Source organism: Pseudomonas sp. OA65 (genome assembly GCF_017498305.1).
GTDB classification, from domain to species: Bacteria; Pseudomonadota; Gammaproteobacteria; order Pseudomonadales; family Pseudomonadaceae; genus Aquipseudomonas; species Aquipseudomonas zanjanensis.
In genome coordinates, this window is sequence record NZ_JAGDEZ010000025.1 from 18445 (window position 1) to 41230 (window position 22786).

16 protein-coding genes are annotated in these 22786 nt (G+C 60.8%); all 16 read left to right on the forward strand.

What is annotated here, in order from left to right; all coding sequences use genetic code 11:
- The first annotated feature begins 53 nt into the window (after positions 1-53).
- The 16 genes from J3361_RS19835 (at position 54) to J3361_RS19910 (ending at position 22771) form a co-directional block, all read left to right on the forward strand.
- On the forward strand, positions 54-1613 hold the full coding sequence (locus tag J3361_RS19835; RefSeq protein WP_207966001.1) for a sigma-54-dependent transcriptional regulator: 1560 nt from the start codon (positions 54-56) through the stop codon (positions 1611-1613).
- A gap of 124 nt (positions 1614-1737) precedes the next feature.
- Positions 1738-2439, forward strand: coding sequence for a WbqC family protein (locus J3361_RS19840; RefSeq protein WP_207966002.1), 702 nt, complete (start codon positions 1738-1740; stop codon positions 2437-2439).
- A gap of 52 nt (positions 2440-2491) precedes the next feature.
- Entirely contained in the window at positions 2492-6028 is a 3537-nt protein-coding gene (locus J3361_RS19845; RefSeq protein ID WP_207966003.1) for a glycosyltransferase, read from the forward strand.
- Between the two features lie 44 nt (positions 6029-6072).
- On the forward strand, positions 6073-6801 hold the full coding sequence (locus tag J3361_RS19850; RefSeq protein ID WP_207966004.1) for a class I SAM-dependent methyltransferase: 729 nt from the start codon (positions 6073-6075) through the stop codon (positions 6799-6801).
- Positions 6798-7646 carry an NAD(P)-dependent oxidoreductase gene (locus J3361_RS19855; protein WP_207966005.1) on the forward strand — a complete coding sequence of 283 codons (849 nt, stop codon included), beginning with the start codon at positions 6798-6800 and terminating at the stop codon, positions 7644-7646. The genes J3361_RS19850 and J3361_RS19855 overlap by 4 nt, the downstream gene beginning before the upstream one ends.
- A complete protein-coding gene (locus J3361_RS19860) occupies positions 7643-8620 on the forward strand; it encodes an ATP-grasp domain-containing protein (RefSeq protein ID WP_207966006.1) in 978 nt (325 codons plus the stop codon). The genes J3361_RS19855 and J3361_RS19860 overlap by 4 nt, the downstream gene beginning before the upstream one ends.
- Positions 8601-9278, forward strand: a complete 678-nt coding sequence (locus tag J3361_RS19865; protein WP_207966007.1) for a metallophosphoesterase family protein — start codon at positions 8601-8603, stop codon at positions 9276-9278. Before J3361_RS19860 ends, J3361_RS19865 begins: the two co-directional genes overlap by 20 nt.
- A gap of 50 nt (positions 9279-9328) precedes the next feature.
- The gene (gene rffA, locus J3361_RS19870) at positions 9329-10480 is read left to right on the forward strand and encodes a dTDP-4-amino-4,6-dideoxygalactose transaminase (RefSeq protein ID WP_207966008.1); all 1152 of its coding nucleotides are present in this window, start codon (positions 9329-9331) and stop codon (positions 10478-10480) included.
- A gap of 174 nt (positions 10481-10654) precedes the next feature.
- Positions 10655-11392: a flagellar basal body rod protein FlgF gene (locus J3361_RS19875; RefSeq protein ID WP_207966009.1), complete on the forward strand. Its 738-nt coding sequence runs from the start codon at positions 10655-10657 to the stop codon at positions 11390-11392.
- A 49-nt stretch (positions 11393-11441) separates the two neighbouring features.
- Positions 11442-12227 (forward strand): flagellar basal-body rod protein FlgG, encoded by a 786-nt coding sequence (flgG, locus tag J3361_RS19880; RefSeq protein WP_057448533.1) that lies wholly within the window; start codon positions 11442-11444, stop codon positions 12225-12227.
- Between the two features lie 72 nt (positions 12228-12299).
- On the forward strand, positions 12300-12995 hold the full coding sequence (flgH, locus tag J3361_RS19885) for a flagellar basal body L-ring protein FlgH (RefSeq protein WP_207966010.1): 696 nt from the start codon (positions 12300-12302) through the stop codon (positions 12993-12995).
- 42 nt (positions 12996-13037) lie between these two features.
- A complete protein-coding gene (locus tag J3361_RS19890) occupies positions 13038-14111 on the forward strand; it encodes a flagellar basal body P-ring protein FlgI (RefSeq protein WP_207966038.1) in 1074 nt (357 codons plus the stop codon).
- A gap of 14 nt (positions 14112-14125) precedes the next feature.
- Positions 14126-15424, forward strand: coding sequence for a flagellar assembly peptidoglycan hydrolase FlgJ (gene flgJ / locus J3361_RS19895; protein ID WP_207966039.1), 1299 nt, complete (start codon positions 14126-14128; stop codon positions 15422-15424).
- A 10-nt stretch (positions 15425-15434) separates the two neighbouring features.
- Positions 15435-17501 carry a flagellar hook-associated protein FlgK gene (flgK, locus tag J3361_RS19900; RefSeq protein WP_207966011.1) on the forward strand — a complete coding sequence of 689 codons (2067 nt, stop codon included), beginning with the start codon at positions 15435-15437 and terminating at the stop codon, positions 17499-17501.
- A gap of 13 nt (positions 17502-17514) precedes the next feature.
- Positions 17515-19080 (forward strand): flagellar hook-associated protein 3, encoded by a 1566-nt coding sequence (locus tag J3361_RS19905; RefSeq protein WP_207966012.1) that lies wholly within the window; start codon positions 17515-17517, stop codon positions 19078-19080.
- Positions 19081-19189: 109 nt separating this feature from the next.
- Positions 19190-22771, forward strand: coding sequence for a glycosyltransferase (locus J3361_RS19910; RefSeq protein ID WP_207966040.1), 3582 nt, complete (start codon positions 19190-19192; stop codon positions 22769-22771).
- Positions 22772-22786 lie beyond the last annotated feature (15 nt).

Consider the following 22786-nt stretch of genomic DNA (forward strand, 5'->3'; position numbering starts at 1 on the left):
CAGAGGGGCTGGAATGGCGCGCTTTTCTATCTCATATGCACCTGGGTCCTTTCATGCGCATCAAAGTCCATTGCCAGAATCGCATCGGCATCCTCCGGGACATCCTCAACCTGTTGGTGGAGTACGGCATCAACGTCGCCCGGGGCGAGGTCGGTGGCGAACATGGCAATGCGATCTACCTGCACTGCCCGAACCTGATCAACATCCAGTTCCAGGCGTTGCGTCCGAAATTCGAAGGCATCGCCGGGGTGTTTGGCGTCAAGCGTGTAGGGCTGATGCCCAGCGAGCGTCGGCACATGGAACTCAATGCCCTGCTCGGTGCCCTGGAGTTCCCAGTGTTGTCCATCGACATGGGCGGCTCCATTGTCGCGGCCAACCGGGCGGCGGCGCAGTTGCTCGGGGTGCGGGTCGACGAGGTGCCGGGGATTCCCTTGTCACGCTACGCCGAGGATTTCGACTTGCCGGAACTGGTGCGCGCCAACCAGTCGCGCATCAACGGCCTGAGGGTCAAGGTCAAGGGCGACGTGTTCCTGGCCGACATCGCGCCATTGCAATCGGAGCACGACGACAGCGAAGCCATGGCCGGTGCGGTGCTGACCCTGCACCGGGCCGACCGGGTGGGTGAACGTATCTACAACGTGCGCAAGCAGGAGTTGCGCGGCTTCGACAGTATTTTCCAGAGCTCAAAAGTGATGGCGGCGGTGGTCCGTGAGGCCCGGCGCATGGCACCGCTGGACGCGCCGCTATTGATAGAAGGCGAAACCGGCACCGGCAAGGAGCTGCTGGCTCGGGCTTGTCACCTGGCCAGCCCGCGCGGGCAATCACCCTTGATGGCACTCAACTGCGCCGGGCTGCCCGAGTCGATGGCCGAGACCGAGCTGTTCGGCTACGGCCCCGGTGCATTTGAAGGGGCAAGGGCCGAAGGCAAGCTCGGACTGCTGGAACTGACCGCCGGAGGAACGCTGTTCCTCGACGGGGTCGGGGAGATGAGTCCGCGGCTGCAAGTGAAACTGCTGCGCTTCCTGCAGGACGGTTGCTTCCGCCGCGTAGGCAGCGATGAAGAGGTGTACCTGGACGTCAGGGTGATCTGCGCGACCCAGGTGGACTTGTCCGAACTCTGCGCCCGGGGCGAATTCCGTCAGGATTTGTACCACCGCTTGAATGTGCTTTCGCTGCACATCCCACCCCTGCGCGAATGCCTCGATGGCCTGGGGCCACTGGTGGAGCATTTCCTCGACCAGGCCAGCCGCCAGATCGGCTGTGCACTGCCCAAGCTGGCGCCGGCGGCCATGGACCGCCTCAGTCATTACCATTGGCCGGGCAACGTCCGGCAATTGGAAAACGTGCTGTTCCAAGCGGTTTCCTTGTGCGATGGCGGGAAGGTGAAAGCCGAGCACATCCGCCTGCCGGACTACGGCGTGCGCCAGCCCCTTGGCGATTTCTCCCTTGAGGGGGGCCTGGACGAGATCGTGGGGCGTTTCGAGAAAGCGGTGCTGGAGCGCTTGTATTCCGAACATCCCAGCAGCCGGCAACTGGGCAGGCGGCTGGGGGTTTCCCATACGACCATTGCCAATAAGTTGCGGGAGTATGAAGTAGGCAAGACCGAGCCTTAGCGGGGGCGCGTTTTTTCCTGGTATGGGATTTGCTACATCGGGGCTGTCCCCCGCTTATTCAAAGTAGGTGGCGTTTTTTTGACAGGGCTGAGGCCTTGTTTCGGCTGCGTACGTGAGGCTCAGGATGCAAAAAAAAATAGCTGTGGTGCAGTCGAACTACATCCCTTGGAAGGGGTATTTCGATCTGATCCGCAGCGTCGATGCGTTCATCCTGTACGACGACGTCCAGTACACCCGGAGTGACTGGCGCAACCGTAACAAGATCAAGACTGCCCAGGGTGAGCATTGGCTCAGTATTCCCGTCAAGAAGAAGGGCCGTCTCGGACAGTTGATCAATGAAGTCCAGATCACCAGTCCGGATTGGGCCGCCGCGCACTGGAAGACGATCGAGCAGAGCTACCGGCGCGCACCGTGCTTCGCCCAGATGGAAGCGCCGATTCGCGCGCTCTACGAGCAGGCAGCCGACCTCACCCTGCTGACTCGCATCAACCACCTGTTTATCGCGGGCTTGTGTCCCCTGCTGGGCATCCATACGCCGCTTCACCGTTCCGAGGATCTGGGGGGCGTAGAGGGCAAGAATGAACGCCTGATCCACCTCTGCCAGGCCCTCGGGGCCAACGAATACCTCTCTGGACCCGCCGCCAGTCACTACCTCGACGAAGCGGCGTTCGCCGCCAACGGGATCGCCGTGTCGTACATGAGCTATGCCGGCTATCCCGAGTATCCACAGGTGTACGGCGAGTTCCAGCATGCGGTCAGCGTCATCGACCTGTTGTTCAACACCGGCGCGGATGCATCGGCTTTTCTGGAAAAAAGGGCTGCCTGAGCGGGCCTTGCCAGTGACACCCTTTTTGACTTGATTCTGGAGATTGCACCCGATGTCGAACCTTGCGCAGCTGGACGCTCATTCGCTTGAACAGGCGTTGGCGCGTCTACGGCTGATGTATGCCAAACCCGAGCATCCGTACTACTTCTTGGCGCCTGCTTACCGTGAATCGTCGTCGGGCGTCGTCTCGCTGCACTACCTCTGTCATATGCTCAACCTCAGTGGTCGTGAGGCCTATATTTGCGGCACCGAAGTGGTCAATCCAGACCTCAAGACGCCGGTGATCAGTTCTGCGATCAAACAGCGCCATATGGCAGCGGGCAAGGTGCCGATCGCGGTTTATCCCGAGGTATTCCCCGGCAATCCGCTCAACTGTGCGGTCGTGGCGCGTTTTCTCCTGAATTTCGAGGGGTTCCTCACGGGGAAAGGCATGGACGCCGCGCCCACCGATTTGTTGTTCTATTACGCCGCCCGGCTTGCCGAGCACCGTGGTGACCTTGACGGTGACCTGTTGTGCCTGCCGGCGATCGATATCGAAATGTTCTCGACGGTGGGCGCCGCAGTTGTGCGTAAAGGCAGCTATCTCTATCAGAACCGCCACCCATTGGACCAGATCGACTACTCGCTACTGCCAGCGGATGTGCGCCTGCTGAGCATGGCCAATCCTTTGTCCTTGCCTGAGCTGGCCGAGCTGCTGCGCAATGCCGAGGTGATGTACAGCTATGAGTGGTCAATGACCTGCGTCATGGCAGTGCTGTGTGGCTGCCCGGTGATCTTCATTCCGGGACATGGCGTCGACCAGCCACTGCTCGACAATAGTTTCTTCGGCAGCGTCGGCTTCGCCATGCTCGATCAGCCGGACCCGTTGGAACATGCGCGGGCAAGCCTGGGCGACGTCCTGCAACGTTACGTTGAGCGCACTGCGTCTTTCTGGCAGCAACTGGACGTGTTTATTGCGAAAACCCAGGCGTCTGCCGTTCGAGAGGCGGTTGGGAATCGTCTGGGTGCGCTCGACTGGTTGCGCCAACGTTACCCGACGGCGCAGCAATTGCGTCAGATCGAAGAGCGGTTGGCGAGCGTGGCTGCACCCAGTTTCACTGTCCTGGTCCGCGATGACGGCAATCAGTTGGCGCTGGCTCACACCCTGGACAGCCTGGATCGACAGTTGTACCAGCGCATCCATGTGTGCGTGATGGGGGCCGCCGACCCGGGGCGAGCCAACGTCCAGTGGTTGGCGTGTGATCCCAAGCAACCGGCAGCCGCGATCAATGGCTTGCTCGAGGGCGTCCAGAGCGATTGGTTCATGCTGGTGGAGGCGGGGGAGGAGTTCATCGCCGCAGGGTTGCTGGTGACGGCTCTGAATCTGCTTGATGCGCCCGACGGGTGCCTGGCGGTGTACGCCGACGAGGCGCAGCGTACGGGCGGTGTGATCGACCTCTCGTTGCGACCCGACCTGAATCTGGATTTGTTGTTGGCGTTTCCGGCCAGCCATTCCCGTCACTGGCTGTACCGTCGTGAGGCGCTGGTGCGCTTGAGCGGTTTTGATAATGGCTGCGGTGATGCCTTTGAATTGGCCTACCAGTTGCGCTTGATCAGCGAGCAGGGCGTGGCGAGCGTCGGTCATGTCAACGAACCCCTGTTGATCGCCAACGAGGTGCGGCAGTCGGAATGCGCGGACGAGCGTGCGGTCATCGATGCGCACCTGCAAGCACGTGGTTACGCCCAGGCGCGAGCGATTGTACTGGAGCCGGGCCGCTATCGTATCGACTACGGTCATGAGCGGCAGGCCTCGGTCAGTATTCTGATTTACCTGCAAGGACAGTTGGCGAATTTCCAGCGTTGCCTGGAAAGTCTGCTGACACAGACCCGTGCGGTGGACTTCGAGGTCTTGTTGGTTGAACCGGGCAACGACGAGCCCGCATTGCTGGAGTGGCTGGGGCTGGTCGAGGACATGGGCGAAGGCCGGTTCCAGGTGTTGCGGTTCATGCCCGGGCAGTCGCGTGCCGCTATGTGTAATGCGGCGGCTCAAGAGGCGCGCGGCGAGTACCTGCTCTGGCTCGATGCGCAAAGCGTTGTGCTTGAGCCTGAATGGCTGCAAGCGTTGCTTAATCACGCCCAGCGTCCGGAAGTGGGCGCCGTGGGAGGCAAGTTGCAGGATAGCCAAGGCCGCATACGCCAGGCGAGCCTTGTGTTGGGACAGGGCGGAGTCGTCGGTCGGGCGTTTGAGGGCCTGTCATCGCAGTCGACGGGTTACATGGGGCGGCTTGGGCTTGAGCAGAACTGCTCCGCAGTGGGCGGTGAATGCCTGATGCTGCGGCGGGAGCTGTTTCTCGAAGCCGATGGTTTCGACACCGACCCGCTGCTGGCGCCCTGGACCGATGTCGATCTGTGTCTGAAGCTGCAGCAGGCCGGTTACCTGAACGTCTGGACGCCTCACTCGCGGCTGTTGGTCAACCCGGCGGCAGTTACCCGTGCAAGTAGCGAACAGGAGGATGCCTTGTTCGCGCGCTGGTTGCCGCAATTGGCCCGCGACCCGGCCTACAATGCCAACCTTTCGCTGCGCGCCGGCGAAGGGTTTGTCCGGGAAAACAAGGATCTGTGCTGGTATCCCCTGCAAGGCAGCGTGCCAAGGGTGCTGGTTTTTGTCACCGACCAGCGGGCGGGGGCCTATTCGCGATTGGTCCAGCCGTTCAGCACGTTGCTTGAATCGGGGCAAATCGAAGGCGCGGCGGTTTCGAGCCTGCTATCGCCGGTGGAGATCGAGCGCCTGGCGCCGACGACCATCGTGTTGCAACGCCCCCTGGATGACGCCGGGCTGCTCGCCCTGAGCCGCCTGAGGGCGTTTTCCAAAGCCTTCACCGTGTACGATCTGGACGGTTACTTGCCGCAGATGGAGTTGAAGGGCGACTACGCTGCCGATGAGCTGCTGGAGCGTCTGCGGTTCGGCATGCTGCAGGCCGATCGGGTGCTGGTCCCCACGCCGGCGCTGGCCGAACTGTTGCAGGGCCAGCACGACGATATCCGCGTGCTGGAAACCCTGCTGCCGACCGCCTGGGGGCGGGTACAAAGCAAGCGACGCACGGGACCCAAGCCGCGCCTGGGCTGGCTGGGCGGTAAAGATACGCAATTGCTGGCGGATGTGCTGCCCGCGTTCGCTGGCGAAGTGGACTGGGTGGTGCTGGGCGACTGCCCCGCGTCACTGCAGCCTTTTCTGAAGGAGCGGCACCCAGCGGTCGCGCAACAGCAGTTGGCGGGCGCCATGGCAGCCTTGAATCTGGATCTTGCACTGGTACCCATGGCTGAAACCTTGGGTAATGCCTGCTCGGGTGACTTGCGTGTCCTGCAGCATGCCGCGTGCGGCCATCCGGTCATTTGCAGCCGGGTGCCGGGTTTTGTCGGCGGCGAGGTATTGCCGTTGTCCCGGGTCAGTAACGAGGCGCAAGACTGGATCCGGGCGATTCGCTTGCACCTGGAAGACCGTGAGGCTTCTGCGACGCTGGGAGACGCCTTGCAGTCGACGGTGCGGGCGCAGTGGCTGCTCGAAGGCGAGCGCCTGGACGCCTGGCGACGGGCCTGGTTGGCCGATTGATCCCTACAAATATGACCTTGGTCGCTCAGCGGAGAGCCTGTGACATGAGCAACGATCTCGATACCTTCATCGCAGCCTACAGCGACAGCTTTGGCTACGCGTTTGACAACAACATCATTCTCAATTGGTATCCCCAACGCATCATGGCGCTGTGCACCAAGGAGCAGAGCCTGCTGGAGCTTGGTGTTGGCCATGGCTTCAGCACCCACCGCTTCTCGCAGTTCTTCAGCGAGCACACAGTCATCGACGGCTCCGCATCGGTGATCGCCCAGTTCAAGTCCCAATACCCGGACAATACGGCCGAGATCGTCGAAAGTTATTTCGAGACATTCGACACCGACAAGCGTTTCGATCTCATCGTGATGGGTTTTATCCTTGAGCATGTCGATGATCCACAGACCGTGCTGCAAAGGTTCAAGCGCTTCCTCGCTCCGGGTGGTCGTTGCTTCGTGCTGGTTCCCAATGGCGAATCCCTGCATCGGCGGTTCGGTCATGCGGCTGGACTGCTTGGCGACATGACGGCGCTGGGCAGTGGCGATCTGGAGCTGGGCCATAGGCGCAGCTACTCGCTACAGGCCCTGACGGCTGAAATTGAAGCCGCGGGCCTCCAGGTAGTGCGCAAGGAAGGCGTGTTCCTCAAACCCTTCACCACCGGGCAATTGAAAGACTTGAACTTGAGTCCGGACATCATTCAAGCCATGTGCACCGTAGGCGTCGATTATCCAGAACTTTGTTGTGCAATGATGCTGGAAGCGACAGTCGTCCCGTCATGAAAAGCCTGGTCATAGGAAGTACTTCGGTCGTTGGCAAGGCCGTTGCCCGGGAGTTGTCGCGCTATGGCCAAGTCAAATTGGCGGGGCGCCGGGACGCTGATATTGCCTTTGACTTGAATAATCAGGAGCCCGGCGCCTGCGACGAGCGCTTCGACGTGGTCGTGTTGGCAGCGGCCGATTTTGGCGGTGGCCAGCCAGATGATCTGATTCGCGCCGAACGGGTCAACAGTGTCGGTGCATTGGCTGCCTGCCGCTTGGCCGAACAGTGCGGGGCGCGTCATTTCATTCTGCTGTCGTCGCGTTGGGCCAGCCACCAGGCGACGGATCCCTACTTCGGCATCTATTCGCTGTCCAAGCGCCATGCCGAGGAAGTGGCGAGTCTGTATTGCCAGGAGCGCGGCATGGCGTTGACGGTCCTGCGCATCAGTCAGGTCTACGATGACGGCGAGCAGTGCCGGCCTCACCAACCGTTGCTGTACGCCATTGCCGACAAGGCGCAGGCGGGGCGCACCGTCGAGCTGTATGGCAGCAACGACCCCCGGCGCAACTATCTGCACTTGAGTGATCTTGCCGAGGTCTGCGCGCGGCTGGCGGAACAGGGCATTGCTGGCTTGTACAACTGCGGCCATCCCGACAGTCCGCGTCTTTCCGAGATTGCCCGGGCCGCGTTCGAGGCGTTTGGCAAGCCGTCGGACGTCCGCTTCCTGCCGGAAAAAAACGATATTCCCGATCTGCCTCCCTTTGACTGTGGGCATGACTTGTACGAGCAAATAGGTTTCGTCCCGCGAATCGATGTTCACCAGGGTTTTGAGCGGATGAGAGCGCACCGGGAGAGCCTGTCATGAAGACCGTCATGGTGACTGGCGTAGGTGCAATCATGGGCTACGGTCTGCTCAAGTCGTTTCGCGAGGCGGCCCCCTCTGTCCGGCTGGTCGGCACGGATATCTACGACGACGCTGTCGGTCGTGGCTGGAGCGATGTATTCGTGCAGGCCCCGTTGACCGCCGATCCGGAGTACGGTCAGTGGCTGGGCGATACGCTGGCCAGGCATGAGGTCGACCTGCTGATTCCCGGGATCGAGCAGGATGTCCATTGGCTGTCGGATAACCGAGCGTTGTTGGCGACGTTCGATTGTCAGGTTGTGCTTAACAACCAGCGCTTGATCGATCTTTCCAAAGACAAGTGGACCATGGACCAGGCGCTGGTGGCGCTGGGGGATGCCAGCCGTATTCCCAGCTTGCTGTCGGGGGATTTTCACTCGCTCAAGGCGGCCTTGGGTCTGCCGTTCTTGCTCAAGCCGCGCCGAAGCTACGCCTCCAAAGGGCTGGTCTGGGTTCGCGAGGAGCGCGACTTTACGCCTCACGCGGCCTTGCTCGGTGACTACCTCATGGCGCAACCCATCATTGGCAGCGCGGCCGATGAATTCACCGTGGCGGCGTTCGGCGATGGCCACGGCGACACGGGTCCGATCATCGCCTTCCAGCGCAAGCTGGCGTCGGACGGGTCCACCGCCAAGGCCTGGGTGTATCAGGATGATTCGCTGGATAAAACAGTCGCCAGGTTGTGCTGCGCCTTCAAGCCGGAGGGCCCGACCAACTTGCAATTCCGTCGTGGCAGCGATGGCTCCTGGAGTCTGCTGGAGATCAACCCGCGAATATCTTCGACCAGTTCGATACGGCGCGCATTCGGCTACAACGAGGCGGCCATGTGCCTGGATTTTTACCTCGATGGCAAAACACCGGCCCAGCCAACCATTCGCAGTGGTTTCGCTGTTCGTTATATAGAGGATTTCATTGTCTATGATCGGAATCATTTCTGACGTACATGGCAACTACAGCGCCCTGCGGACAGTGCTTGCCAAGTTGGATGAGCTGGGAGCGTCGCGGATTATCTGCCTGGGTGATACGGCCGGTTATTACAGTCAAGTCAATGAGTGCTGCGAAGCCCTGCGTGAGCGAAACATTTTCTCCGTGATGGGCAATCATGATTGGTACCTTGCCAGGGATGAGCGCTGCCCTCGCTCCAATAGCGCCAATGCCTGCCTGGACTATCAGCGGGGCATCATCACCTCCCAGAACCTGGCCTGGTTGGAATCGCTTCCTGAACGCTCGATCGAGCATGGATTGAGCATCGTTCATGGCGGTTGGAACGATCCGCTGGACGAATACGTGCGCCCTTCACAAGCGTATTTCGCGCCGTTGCCTGGCCGGTATTTCGCCTCAGGCCATACCCACGTCCAGTACTTGTGGAACGGGGAAGGCAAGGTCTATTGCAATCCCGGTTCAGTCGGCCAGCCACGTGATGGTGATCCCCGGGCAAGTTTCGCGACCTGGGACGGCGAAACGTTCGACCTGCATCGGATTGAATACGATATTACTGAAACCCAGCAGGCCATGAAGCGCGCCGGATTCACCCCGTACTTCTATGAAAATCTTGATATCGGCAGTCAGATAGGTGGGCGGATCAGTACGGTTTGAGGTTTGTGCCGTGCGCCACTATTTACTATGCCCACCCAGGGAAGTTTGCAATGAGCAACGAAACGATATTCTTCAACCGCCCGTACATGACCGGCAAAGAACTGGACTACATTGCCCAGGCCAAATTCGGCAACATGCTCGCCGGTGATGGCCCATTCACCAAGCGTTGTCACCGTTGGTTGGAGTCGCACACGGGTTGCAACACGGCATTGCTCACCCACTCATGTACGGCTGCGCTGGAAATGGCGGCGTTGTTGCTGGACATCCAGCCTGGGGACGAAGTCATCTTGCCTTCCTATACCTTCGTCTCCACTGCCAATGCCTTTGTATTGCGTGGCGCGGTGCCGGTCTTCGTCGATATTCGTCCTGATACCCTGAACCTCGACGAGCGCCTGATCGAGGCGGCAATAACGTCACGGACCAAGGCTATCGTGCCTGTCCATTACGCCGGTGTGGCCTGCGAGATGGACACTATCCTGGCTATTGCGCATAAGCATGGGCTGGCGGTGGTTGAAGACGCCGCGCAAGGTGTGATGTCAACCTACAAGGGTCGAGCCTTGGGCAGTATCGGAAACCTTGGTGCATTCAGCTTTCACGAAACCAAGAACGTGATCTCGGGAGAGGGGGGGGCGTTGCTGGTCAATGATCCTGCAATGGCATTGCAAGCCGAGATCATTCGCGAAAAAGGTACCGATCGCAGTCGATTCTTCAGGGGCGAGGTAGATAAATACACCTGGCAAGAGGTGGGTTCCTCGTTCCTGCCTGGAGAGATGACGGCTGCCTTCCTCTGGGCCCAGTTGGAAGAGGCGCAAGCCATCACCAATCGCCGCCTGGCGATCTGGGACCGCTACCATGCCGCTTTAGCGGGGCTCGAGCAGCAAGGGTTGCTGCGTCGTCCGATCGTTCCTGAACATTGCCAGCATAATGCGCATATGTATTACGTACTCCTCGCCCCTGGCGTGGAGCGCCAGTTGGTCCTCGAGACGCTCAAGAGCCAATCGATCTATGCAGTGTTCCATTACGTGCCGCTGCATTCATCGCCCGGTGGGGCGCGTTATGGGCGGGTGCATGGCTCGATGGAAATTACCGATGGTTATTCCGAGCGGCTGTTGCGTTTGCCTATGTGGCTCGGTTTAACCACCGATCAGCAAGATCGCGTGGTGGATGTTCTCGGCAGTGCTTTGGCAGCCCTTGCCACTTAGCGGCATGACACCGCCGGTTTTTCGACTTCAGCACATCTGAGCGGTGCTCCCTGAATCCCCCAGGCCCTTTGTTTTCCAGGCCTGGGCCCGCCAGAAAAAAGTTGGTCTGCAAATTGCTTAAGGCTGTGCAACACAGCAGTGGGCGGCAAACGTCCGGCATGCAGAGGAACGACAGTGGACAAGTACCTTTATGTGGCAATGACCGGCGCCAGCCAGAACGCACTGGCGCAACGGGCCCATGCCAACAACCTGGCGAACATCTCCACCAATGGTTTTCAGAAAGACCTGGAGCAGGCGCGCTCGATGCCGGTGTTCGGCGACAGCTTTCCGGCGCGGGCGTTTGCCCTGTCCGAACGGCCTGCCACTGACTTCACCCCGGGGGCGCTGGTGGAAACCGGTCGTGACCTCGACGTGGCGGTCAGCGGGCCGGGCTGGATGGCCGTGCAGAATCCTGACGGCGGTGAAAGCTACGTGCGCACCGGCAGCCTTAATGTCGACGCCCTGGGCGTGCTGCGGGCCGGCAACGGCATGCCGGTGATGGGCAACGGTGGTCCGATCGCCGTGCCGCCGGAGCAGAAAATCGAAATCGGCCAGGACGGCACCATAAGCATCCGCGCCATGGGCGAAGGCCCGCGGGTGATGGCTGAAGTGGACCGCATCAAGCTGGTCAACCCAGACCTCAAGAACATGACCAAGACCCTGGACGGCACGATCCGGACCAAGGACGGCCAGCCGGCGCCCATCGATGCCAACGTGCAGTTGGTGTCGGGCTTCCAGGAGGCGAGCAACGTCAATGCCGTGGATGAAATGACCTCGGTGCTGGCCCTGGCCAAGCAGTTCGAGCTTCACGTGAAAATGATGAACACCGCCAAAGAAGGCGATGAAGCCATGGCTCGGGTCTTGCAGATCTAACTATTAATTACAGCGTCGCGCCGAAAAACAGGCGTACGAGGAGAATCGAATGCTTCCGGCTCTTTGGGTTGCCAAAACAGGTCTGTCCGCCCAGGACACCAACCTTTCCACTATTTCCAACAACCTGGCGAACGTCTCGACCACGGGTTTCAAGCGTGATCGCGCCGAGTTCCAGGACTTGCTCTACCAGGTAAAACGCCAGCCAGGCGCCCAGTCGACCCAGGACAGCGAATTGCCGTCGGGCCTGCAAGTGGGTACTGGTGTGCGCATTGTCGGCACCCAGAAAAACTTCAACGCCGGCAGCCTGCAAACCACCGAGCAGCCGCTGGACATGGCCATCGACGGTCGTGGTTTCTTCCAGATCCTGCAGCCGGACGGCACCACGTCCTACACCCGTGACGGTACGTTCCACCTCGATTCCAATGGCCAGATCGTCAACGCCAGCGGTTTCGCCCTGGAGCCGGCCATCATCATCCCGAACGATGCCCAGACCTTCACCGTGGGCCGCGACGGCACCGTGTCCATCACCATTGCGGGCAATCCGGCCTCGCAGGTGATCGGCAACCTGCAGACCGCCGACTTCATCAACCCGGCCGGCCTGCAAGCGGTGGGCAACAACCTGTTCATGGAAACCGCCGCCAGCGGCGCGCCGCAAGTCGGCACTCCAGGCTTGAACGGTTTTGGTACCACGCTGCAGAACACCTTGGAAACGTCCAACGTGAGCACCGTCGAGGAGATGGTCAACATGATCACCACCCAGCGTGCCTACGAGATGAACTCCAAGGTGATCTCCACCGCCGACCAGATGCTCTCGTTCGTTACGCAGAATCTGTAATCACGCCGCAACGTCCGTCATCACGTAGACAGGGCGACCCGCGGGTCGCCTGCAACACCAAGAGGTAGGGTCATGAAACGCTTCGTATCTGTTCTGGCACTGAGTGGGATCACCGCACTCGCGGGCTGTGTCGCGCCGACACCCAGGCCCAATGACCCGTATTACGCTCCGGTGTTGCCGCGCACGCCGTTGCCGGCTGCCGCCAACAATGGCTCGATCTACCAGGCTGGCTTCGAGCAGAACCTGTACAGCGACCGCAAGGCCTTCCGGGTCGGTGACATCATCACCATCACTCTGAATGAGCGGACCCAGGCCAGCAAGAACGCCAACTCGCAAATCGACAAGACCAGCGAGACCAGCGTCGGCCTGACCTCGCTGTTCGGCTCCAGCCTGACCACCAACAACCCGATCGGTGGCGGCGACCTGAGCCTCAATGCGGGCTACGGCTCCGACCGGGCCACCAAGGGCGACAGCAAGTCCGGCCAGAGCAACAGCCTGACCGGCTCGATCACCGTGACCGTCGCCGATGTGTTGCCCAACGGCATCATCGTCGTGCGCGGCGAGAAGTGGCTGACCCTCAACACCGGTGACGAACTGGTGCGCATCGCCGGCATGGTTCGCGCCGACGACATCGCTACCGACAACACCGTTTCGTCCACCCGTGTGGCCGATGCGCGCATCACCTACTCGGGCACCGGCGCCTTTGCCGATGCGAGTCAGCCGGGTTGGTTCGATCGTTTCTTCCTCAGCCCGAAGTTCCCTTTCTAGGTGGCCCAGTTGAATCTTAAACAGCTGTTGATCGGTGCCCTGATGATGTCGGCAGCCTTCACCGCTCAAGCCGAGCGCCTGAAAGACATCGCCAGCATTTCCGGCGTGCGTTCCAACCAGTTGATCGGCTACGGCCTGGTCGTGGGCTTGAACGGCACCGGTGACCAGACCACCCAGACCCCGTTCACCTTGCAGACCTTCAACAACATGCTGTCGCAGTTCGGCATCAAGGTGCCCGCCGGCTCCGGCAACGTGCAGTTGAAGAACGTCGCGGCGGTGTCGATCAGTGCCGATCTGCCGGCGTTCGCCAAGCCTGGGCAGCAGGTAGATATCACCGTCTCGTCCATCGGTAACTCCAAGAGCCTGCGTGGCGGCACCTTGTTGCTGACGCCGCTCAAGGGTATCGATGGCAACGTCTACGCCATCGCCCAGGGCAACCTGGTGGTGGGCGGCTTCGACGCCGAGGGTCGCGACGGTTCGAAAATCACCGTCAACGTTCCGTCGGCCGGCCGCATCCCTGGCGGTGCGTCGGTGGAGCGGGCGGTGCCGAGCGGTTTCAACCAGGGCAACAGCCTGACGCTGAACCTCAACCGTTCCGACTTCACTACCGCCAAGCGCATTGTCGACAAGATCAACGACATGCTTGGCCCAGGCGTGGCCCAGGCCATCGACGGTGGTTCGATCCGTGTCACCGCGCCACTGGATCCGAGCCAGCGCGTCGACTACCTGTCGATCCTGGAAAACCTCGAAGTCGACCCGGGCCAGGCGGTGGCGAAAGTCATCATCAACTCCCGTACCGGCACCATCGTGATCGGCCAGAACGTCAAGGTTTCCCCGGCCGCCGTGACCCACGGCAGCCTGACCGTGACCATCACCGAAGACCCGATCGTCAGCCAGCCGGGGCCATTGTCCAACGGCCAGACCGCCGTGGTCCCGCGTTCGCGGGTCAATGCCGAACAGGAAGCCAAGCCGATGTTCAAGTTCGGCCCGGGCACGACCCTGGATGAGATCGTCCGGGCAGTGAACCAGGTCGGCGCAGCGCCGGGCGACTTGATGGCCATTCTTGAAGCCTTGAAGCAGGCCGGCGCGTTGCAAGCCGACCTGATCGTGATTTAAGGAAAACGGTCATGGTGGATATGCGCAAAGGCGCCCTGGTCAGCGGGGATTCGGGGTCCTACTCGGACCTGAACCGCCTGAACCAGCTCAAGGTCGGCGACAAGAACAGCGAAGGCAACCTGCGCAAAGTGGCGCAGGAATTCGAGTCGCTGTTTCTCGGTGAAATGCTCAAGTCCATGCGTTCGGCCACCGAGGCGCTGGGCAAGGACAATCCGATGAACACGCCGGAAGCCAAGCAATACCAGGAAATGTACGACCAGCAGTTGGCCGTTTCCATGTCCCGCGAAGGCGGGGGTATCGGCCTGGCCGATGTGCTGTTGCGCCAGATGTCGAAGAACAAACCGCTGGCATCGGGCGAAGCAGCCACGTTGTCGGCCGCCAAGCAGCAGGAGGCGCTGGACAAGGTTGCCAAGGCACCGGTGCCCACGCCAGTGGCCGCCGGGACGCTGCGCGACGGACCTTTGGCACGCAGCAACGGCGAGCGTCCGCTCTGGGCCTCGCGGGCCGTGAGTGCGCCGCAAGGCGAGGGCGTCCACCGCAACGACATGGAACTGCTCAACCAGCGTCGCTTGGCCCTGCCGCCGAAACTGGCTGACCGCCTGCTTGCCGGGTTGGTGCCGTCGACAGCGGCCAATGCCGATGTCCCTGCGCAGAACCTGTTGCCGGATCGCGCCATCGCCGCCGTCAAGCCGGCCACCGGCGAATTGGCCAATGGCGACTGGCTGGCCGCGCTCAAGGCGTCCGAGCCCAAAGGCGACATGCAGGTCTATGGTCGCGCCGTGGCCCAGCCACCGCTGGCGCCGGCCCGCAAAGCCTTCCGCGATGCCGATGAGTTCGTCAACGCCATGCTGCCAATGGCCAAGGAAGCCGCCGACCGCATCGGTGTCGACCCACGTTACCTGGTGGCCCAGGCCGCCTTGGAAACCGGTTGGGGCAAATCGGTGATGCGCCAGCCCGATGGCAGCAGCAGTCACAACCTGTTCGGCATCAAGGCCAGCAAGAACTGGACGGGTGATTCGGCCCGGGCGATCACCAGCGAATTCCGCAATGGCGCGATGGTCAAGGAGACCGCCGAGTTCCGTTCCTACGCTTCGTACCGCGACAGTTTCCATGACTTGGTCAACCTGCTGCAAAGCAACAGTCGCTATCAAGATGTGCTGAAGTCGGCCGATAACCCGGAACAGTTTGTACGCGAGTTGCAGAAGGCCGGTTACGCCACCGACCCGAACTACGCCAACAAGATTTCGAACATAGCCCGGCAGATGACGAGTTACCAAAACTACGCGTCGGCTAGTGCCACCACGACTTTATAAGGTCTGAACCATGAGTTTGCTCAATATCGGGATGTCGGGTCTGTCCGCAAGCCAGACCGCACTGGTGACCACGGGTAACAACATCGCCAACGTCGATACCGCCGGGTATTCGCGTCAGCAGACCGTGCAGACCACCAAGGCGTCGAACCAGTACGGCAACGTGTTCATCGGTTCCGGCACGACCCTGGCGGATGTGCGTCGGGTGTATAACTCGTATCTTGAAGCGCAGTTGAAAACCACCACCTCGCTCAACAGCGATGCGGCAGCCTACCAGGGGCAGATCACGCCGCTGGACTCGCTGCTGTCGGACAGTGGCACCGGCCTCAACGGCGCGCTGACCAAGTTCTTCGCCTCGGTGCAGAACGTCAATGCCAAGCCGGGCGACGATGCGTCCCGCCAGTTGCTGCTCAGCGATGCCCAAGCCTTGAGCAACCGTTTCAATTCGGTTGCCAGCCAGTTGACCGCGCAGAACGACAACATCAACGGCAACCTGTCGAACATGGTCGACCAGATCAACAGCCTGGCCACCACCGTTGCCCAGTTGAACAAGAAAATCGCCGAAGTCTCCAATTCGGGTGGCGCGCCGAACGATTTGCTCGACGCGCGCAGCGAAACCATTCGCCAACTGTCGACCTTCACCGGCACCCAAGTCGTCGAGAACGGCAGCAGCCTGGACATCTACCTCGGTTCCGGCCAGCCGCTGGTGATGGGCAACATCACCAATAAACTCGAAGCGGTGCCGGACAAGAACGATCCGGGGCGCATTGGCATCCAGCTCAACAGCGGCTCCAGTGTCATGGACCTCACCCAGGTGATGACCGGTGGCGAGATCGGTGGCCTGATGCGCTACCGCAGCACCGTGCTCGACCCGGCCATGAACGAGCTGGGCCGCGTGGCACTGGTTGTCGCCGATCAGATGAACAGCATCCAGGCCTCGGGCATCGACAAGAACGGTGCGTTTGGTTCCAACCTGTTCAGCAGCATCAACAGCGCCGCGCAGATGAGCCAGCGCAGCGTCGCCTCGCTGGGCAACAGCGCAGGCTCCGGCAACTTCAACGTGTCCATCGAAGACACCGGCAAGCTGACCACCAACGACTACAAGATCACCTTCACCAGCGGCACCAACTACACCGTACAGCGCCTGCCTGATAACACCTCGCTGGGCGCGTTCAGCACGACGACCACGCCAGCGCCGGTCGTCGATGGCTTCTCGCTGACCTTCGCCAATGGCACCGCGGCCGCCGGCGATTCGTTCAAGATCACCCCGACCCGCAACGCGGCGGGCAGCATCAAGACCGAGATGACCGACTCCAAGCGGCTGGCGATTGCCGCCCCGCTGGGCGCCGCGATCACGCCGGGCGGCAGCGGCACGCTGACCATCCCGGCCAGCGGCCAGCCGACCATGACCACCAAGCTGGACATCTACGACGAAGCCACCACCAGCATCATCCAGAACGGCATCAAGAATTCGATGCCGGTCAAAGTGGTGTTCGGTGCAACTTCGACCGATGGCACCAGCCAGGCCTACCGGCTGCTCGATGCCCAGGGCGGCTTGATCAGTAGCGGCACGATCAAGCCCGGCCAGAGCAACACGCTGAACTTGAGTGTTCCGCTCAAGGATGCCACCGGTGCCCCGATCATGGATTCGTCCGTACCGCCGGTGCAGCGCACCGTCGCGTTCGACATGTCCATCGCCGGGGCGCCGTCCGAAGGTTCAGGTATCAACATCAGCCTCAGCCAGCCTGGCAGCCTGGACAACCGTAACGGTACGATCCTGGCCGGCTTGCAGACCGCCAAGACCGTCGACACCGATTCCGCCAGCAAAGGCATTTCCCTGAACGACGCCTACGGCAAGCTGGTGGAAGGCGTCGGCGCCAAGGCCGCCCAGGGCAAGCTCGACAGCGCCGCCACGGGCGCAATCCTGGACAACGCCAAGAATGCCCGCGACTCGCTGTCCGGCGTGGACCTGGATGAAGAAACCGGCAATCTGGTCAAGTTCCAGCAGTACTACACCGCGTCTTCGCAGATCATCAAGGCTGCGCAACAAATCTTCAGCACATTGATCAACAGTCTTTAAGGAGCCGTAGCCCATGCGCATTTCCACCTCTCAGTTCTACGAAAGCACGGCTGCGAACTACCAGAAAAACTTCGCCAAGGTGGTCAAGACCAGCGAGGAAGCCAGCAGCCTGGTGCGCGTGAACACCGCCGCCGATGATCCGGTGGGTGCTTCGCGTCTGCTGCAATTGGGCAACCAGGCTTCGATGCTGTCCCAGTACGAAGCCAACGTCACCACTATCAAGGCGACCCTGGGCACCACCGAAGCGGTCATGACCAGCATCGGCAATGTGCTGCAGCGCGCCAAGGAATTGGCCGTGAGTGCCGGCAACGCCGCCTACACCGACGCAGACCGTCAAGCGGTCGCCTCGGAATTGGGCTCGATCGAAGATCAATTGCTGAGCCTGATGAACACCAAGGATGAAAACGGCAAGTACATCTTCGCTGGCTCCAAGGGTGATGTCGTGCCGTTCACCCGCAACGACGACGGTACCTATAGCTACAACGGCGACCAGGTCACCCTGGACCTGCCGATCGGCGACACCATGTCGATGGCCACCAACAGCACCGGCTGGGACGTGTTCCAGCAAGCGGTCAACACCAGTCGTACCCAGGTCACCATGACCGCGCCGGTGGTGGACGATGGTCGCGTGGTGCTGACCAACGGCCAGGTCTCGTCCAGCGTCAGCTACAACAGCCAGTTCCGCAGTGGCGAGCCTTATACGGTGGAATTCGTCAGTGGCACCCAGTTGAAAATCACCGACTCGGGCGGCAACGATGTGACTGCCGAAGCCAGCAAGGGCGGGACTATTGATCCCAACAGCCAGGCCGGCCAGACCGTGAGCTTTCGCGGCGTCGACTTGACCTTGAACGTCAACCTTCATGCGGGTGATGTTGCCGGCACGATCTTGCCCGGCCATACCTTCACCCTGGCCGCCAAACCTGATTCGTTCACACCGGCTCGCAGCCCTGGCAACACCACCGCGACCCAAATCACGGGCAGCGCAATTACCGATCCGGCGGCCTACCATGCCAGCTTCCCGACGAGCTCGGCGGTGCTGAAGTTCACCAGTGCCACGGACTTCGACCTCTACGCCGCGCCACTGACCGCGGACAGCAAACCCGTCTCCAGCGGTACCCTTGCAGGCAACGTCGCCACCGCATCGGGTGTGAGTTTCACACTCAATGGCGCGCCGGCGGCCAACGATCAGTTCAGCATCGCGGTCAATACCCACGAGACGCAGAACATCCTGGACACCGTCAACCAGTTGCGGACTGCTTTGAATACGCCGGCCAATGGCGACAACATCGCCATCCAGAAACTGAACGCGTCACTGGCTTCGGCTATCGGTAACCTGGCCAGTGGTACCGACCACTTGACCAGTGCACTGAGTTCAGTCGGTGGTCGCGGCCAGTCGCTCGATACCCAAAGCGATACCAATCAGAGCTTTGTCCTGGCCAACTCGCAGACCCAGTCGGCGATTCGCGATTCCGACCCGGCCGAGGTGATGACGCGCCTGACCTTGCAGCAGACTATGCTTCAAGCGTCGCAGTTGGCGTTCAGCAAGATCGCTCAATTGGGCTTGTTCAACAAAGTGTGATCCGGGGCCGGGACCGTGACGCTATAAGCGGTCCCTGACCCGTTCCTAGTACGATTCAGGACGTCCTGCTCTCGCCCGAGTTGGCGCCCACCGGTTGAGAGCCATGCGTGTGAAATCAGCTCCTCTTGTCAGCATCGCCATCCCCGCGTACCACCCACGCTTTTTCCGCCTTGCCTTGCTAAGCGCGCTTGAGCAGACCTACCAGAACCTCGAGATTGTCATCTGCGACGATTGCCGCACCGATGGCATCGAGCAAATTGTCCAGGAGCTTGGCGCGACCTCCAAGGTTGCGGTGCGTTACCTGCGCAACCCGACGCGGCTGGGGTTCCAGCAGAACCTGTTGCGCTGTCTGGAAGAGTCCCGGGGCGAGTTCATCAAGTTCCTCTGCGATGACGACCAGTTGCTGGCGTTCTGCGTCAGTCAACAGGCGGCCATCCTGCAGGAGCATGCGCACGTATCGCTAGTGATCAACAAGCATCATTTGATCGATGCCGACAACTATGCCTTGCCGATCCGCGTTGAAAACACCGGCATAACGCAGTTCGATGCATTGTTCAACGGCACTGACATGCTGGCGTATTTTGAAAAAACCACCCGTAATATCCTCGGTGGTTTGAGTGGCGCGTTGATGCGCCGCGCCGATGTGGAGGACTTACTGCCAGCGTTGGCCCAGCCCGGTGAAGGGTTCGAGGCAGTCCTCGATTTTGCCTTGTTCATCTGCCTGTTGCGCCGGGGCAATCTGGTCCAGCTTTATGCCGAGGGAAGTGGCCAGCGGTTGCATCCGGAGCGCCTGGCGCGTCAGGCCAAGATGCTTGAAGCGGCCACGATGGAGCTGACCTGGCTCAAGGAAATGCTGGCCCAGCGCAGTGGCGATCCGGCGCCTGCCAGTGGCTGGGTGCGTTACCAGACACTGGGCCAGCCCCAGGAGCCAGGGGCGCCCGAGTGGGAAGAAATCAATGTCTACTCGATCATTGCGACTCGCCAGGGCGTCATTGGCTCGCAAGTCGGCACGGACATCGAAAGCTACGCAGACCTCTATGTGCAGTGGTTGGCGTGTCGGCATTTCAGTCCATTGCGCAAGCAAGTCTTGTCGCGGCAGATCGCTCGCTGGGCCTATCGTCCGAGGATCGTCCCCGTCGTCATTGACGAGCAGGACGATCCTTATGCGCTGAGTGTTACCCTGCAGAGCATCGCTACCCAAGCCTATGCCTGCGAATCGGTGTTGCTGCTGTCCAATGGTCGCCAGCCGGTAGAGAACCATGTCCTGCGACTTGGCCTGCAAGCGGACTGGGCGCAGCAGCTCAATGGGCTGCTGCCTCAACTGGATGGCGCCGATTGGTTCTACCTGCTGCGTGCCGGCGATCGCTTGACCGAGTCTACGCTGCTGATCATGGCCGACCGGATTGTCGGTTCGCCGGGTGTAGCCTGTTTCTACAGCGATGAAGGCGCGCTGTTGGATGACAAGTCGGTGGAGCCAATCTTCAAGCCCGACTTCAACCTCGACCTGATGCGCGGTTATCCTTATGTGGGGCGGACATTGGCGTTCGAGCGGGCCCGATTTTTGTCCTCGGGTGGATTCGATTCGAGCCTGGGCGAATTGGCGCCCCAAGACTTGATCTGGCGACTGGTGGAAACGGATGGGCCGCAGGTCATCGGCCACATTCCGGAAGTCCAGGTCGAGTCGACGTTTTCGTTTGCCCAATGGTTGTCCTTGCCGAAAGTCATCGAGCAAAACGCCGAACTGATCGGCGCTCATCTACAGCGCATTGGCGTGCCGCACCAGCTGCACCCAGGGCCGCTGCTGGCGTTGATTCCGCGCATTGAATACCTGTTCGCCGAGCGACCCCTGGTGTCGATCATCATCAGCGTCAAGGATGACCTGAGCGCGCTGGAGCGTTGCGTCAACAGCCTGATCAGTACGACTGCGTATCCACACTACGAAATCATCATTGTCGATAACGCCAGTGAGAACGCCGAGCTACAACATTGGCTGCGGGCCATGGCGGAGCTGGGCAGTGAGAAGTTGCGAATATTCCTGCATCCGGGAAGTGCCAGCGAAGCGGTGATACGCAATTTCGCCGCACAGCATGCCCGCGGCGAATACCTGTTGTTGCTCAATCCCAACTGCATCGTGCTGGAAGCCGCCTGGCTGGAAGAGTTGCTCAATCATGGGCAGCGTCCCGAGGTCGGTATCGTGGGGCCTCGCACACTCAACCAGCAAGGCCGGGTCATCGACTCCGGCATGATCATGGGACTGGGTGGGTTGGCGGGCAGGGCCTTTGTCAACGAGTCGGTAACGTCTGGCGGCTATATGCAACGCTTGCAGACGGTGCAGAACTGGAGCGCTGTTGGCGATCACTGCCTGTTGGTGCGCAAGCAGGTTCTACAGGAGGCCGGTGGGTTCGATGAGTCGATCACCACGCAGCGCATCAACTCCCTGGAGTTGTGCCAGCAGGTCTGCAAAAACGGTTACCTGATCGTCACCACGCCTTACAGTGATGTCGTGTTGGCGCCCGGCGTGGAAGCCAGTCGTGATCCTGCGTGGAAGCAGCGGCTGGAGCAGGAACAAGAGGCATTCTATCAGCGCTGGTTGCCCAGGATCGCCAACGATCCGGCCTACAACCGCAACCTGACCCTGACCGGGAAAAGCTTCAGTCTTGAGCCCGGACCACGCACCGGCTGGAATCCGTTGATCACCCGCAACGTCCCTTCGATCCTGGGGATGGCGGTCAATACCTCGGCGGTGGGGCATTACCGGGTGAGCCAACCGTTATTCGAACTGGAAGCGGCGGGTCGAATCGTGGGGCGTGTGGCCTACGATACGCCCTCGATCATCGACATCGAGCGCCAGTCACCGGATGTAATCATCCTTCAGGGCCGCTATAACGTGGGTAAGTTCAAGGACATCACTCAAGTCAAGACTTACTCCAACGCCATGCGCATCTATGAGTTGGATGACTACATCGCCAGGGTCCCGGAAAAAAACGAACACCGCCGCAACATGCCGGACAACCTTGAGGATATGTTGCGCCGAGGGATCGGCCTGTGTGATCGGGTCGTGGTGTCCACGCATCCGCTGGCGGACGTCTTGTCCAGCATGCACCACGACATTCGCGTGGTGCCGAACATGCTGGCTGCCGGCCTGTGGAACTCGCTCAGAAGCCAGCGTGCAACCTCGAGCAAACCGCGTATCGGTTGGGGCGGCGGCACCAGCCACCGTGGCGACTTGGAGCTTATTGCCGATGTCGTTCGGGAATTGGCCGACGAAGTCGAATGGGTTTTCTTCGGCATGTGTCCGGATTTGCTCAAGCCCTATATCCATGAGTTTCATCCTGGCGTGAGCCTGGCGGATTATCCGGCGAAGCTGGCCAGCCTGAATCTCGACCTGGCCTTGGCGCCGCTGGAATTTCATATATTCAACGACTGCAAAAGCAACCTTCGCCTGCTGGAATACGGTGCGTGTGGCTATCCGGTCATTTGTTCGGATACCGAGGCTTACCGGGGGCACCTGCCTTGTACCCGGGTCCTCACCAACAGCACCGAAGAATGGCTGGAGGCCATCCGCATGCACCTGGCGGATCCGATTGCCAGTTATCGGATGGGCGACGAATTACGTGAAGTGGTGCTGCGCGACTTTATCTTGCGCGGCGATAACCTGCAGTACTGGGCCAATGGTTGGCTACCGGATTGATGAGTTCCAACCGCG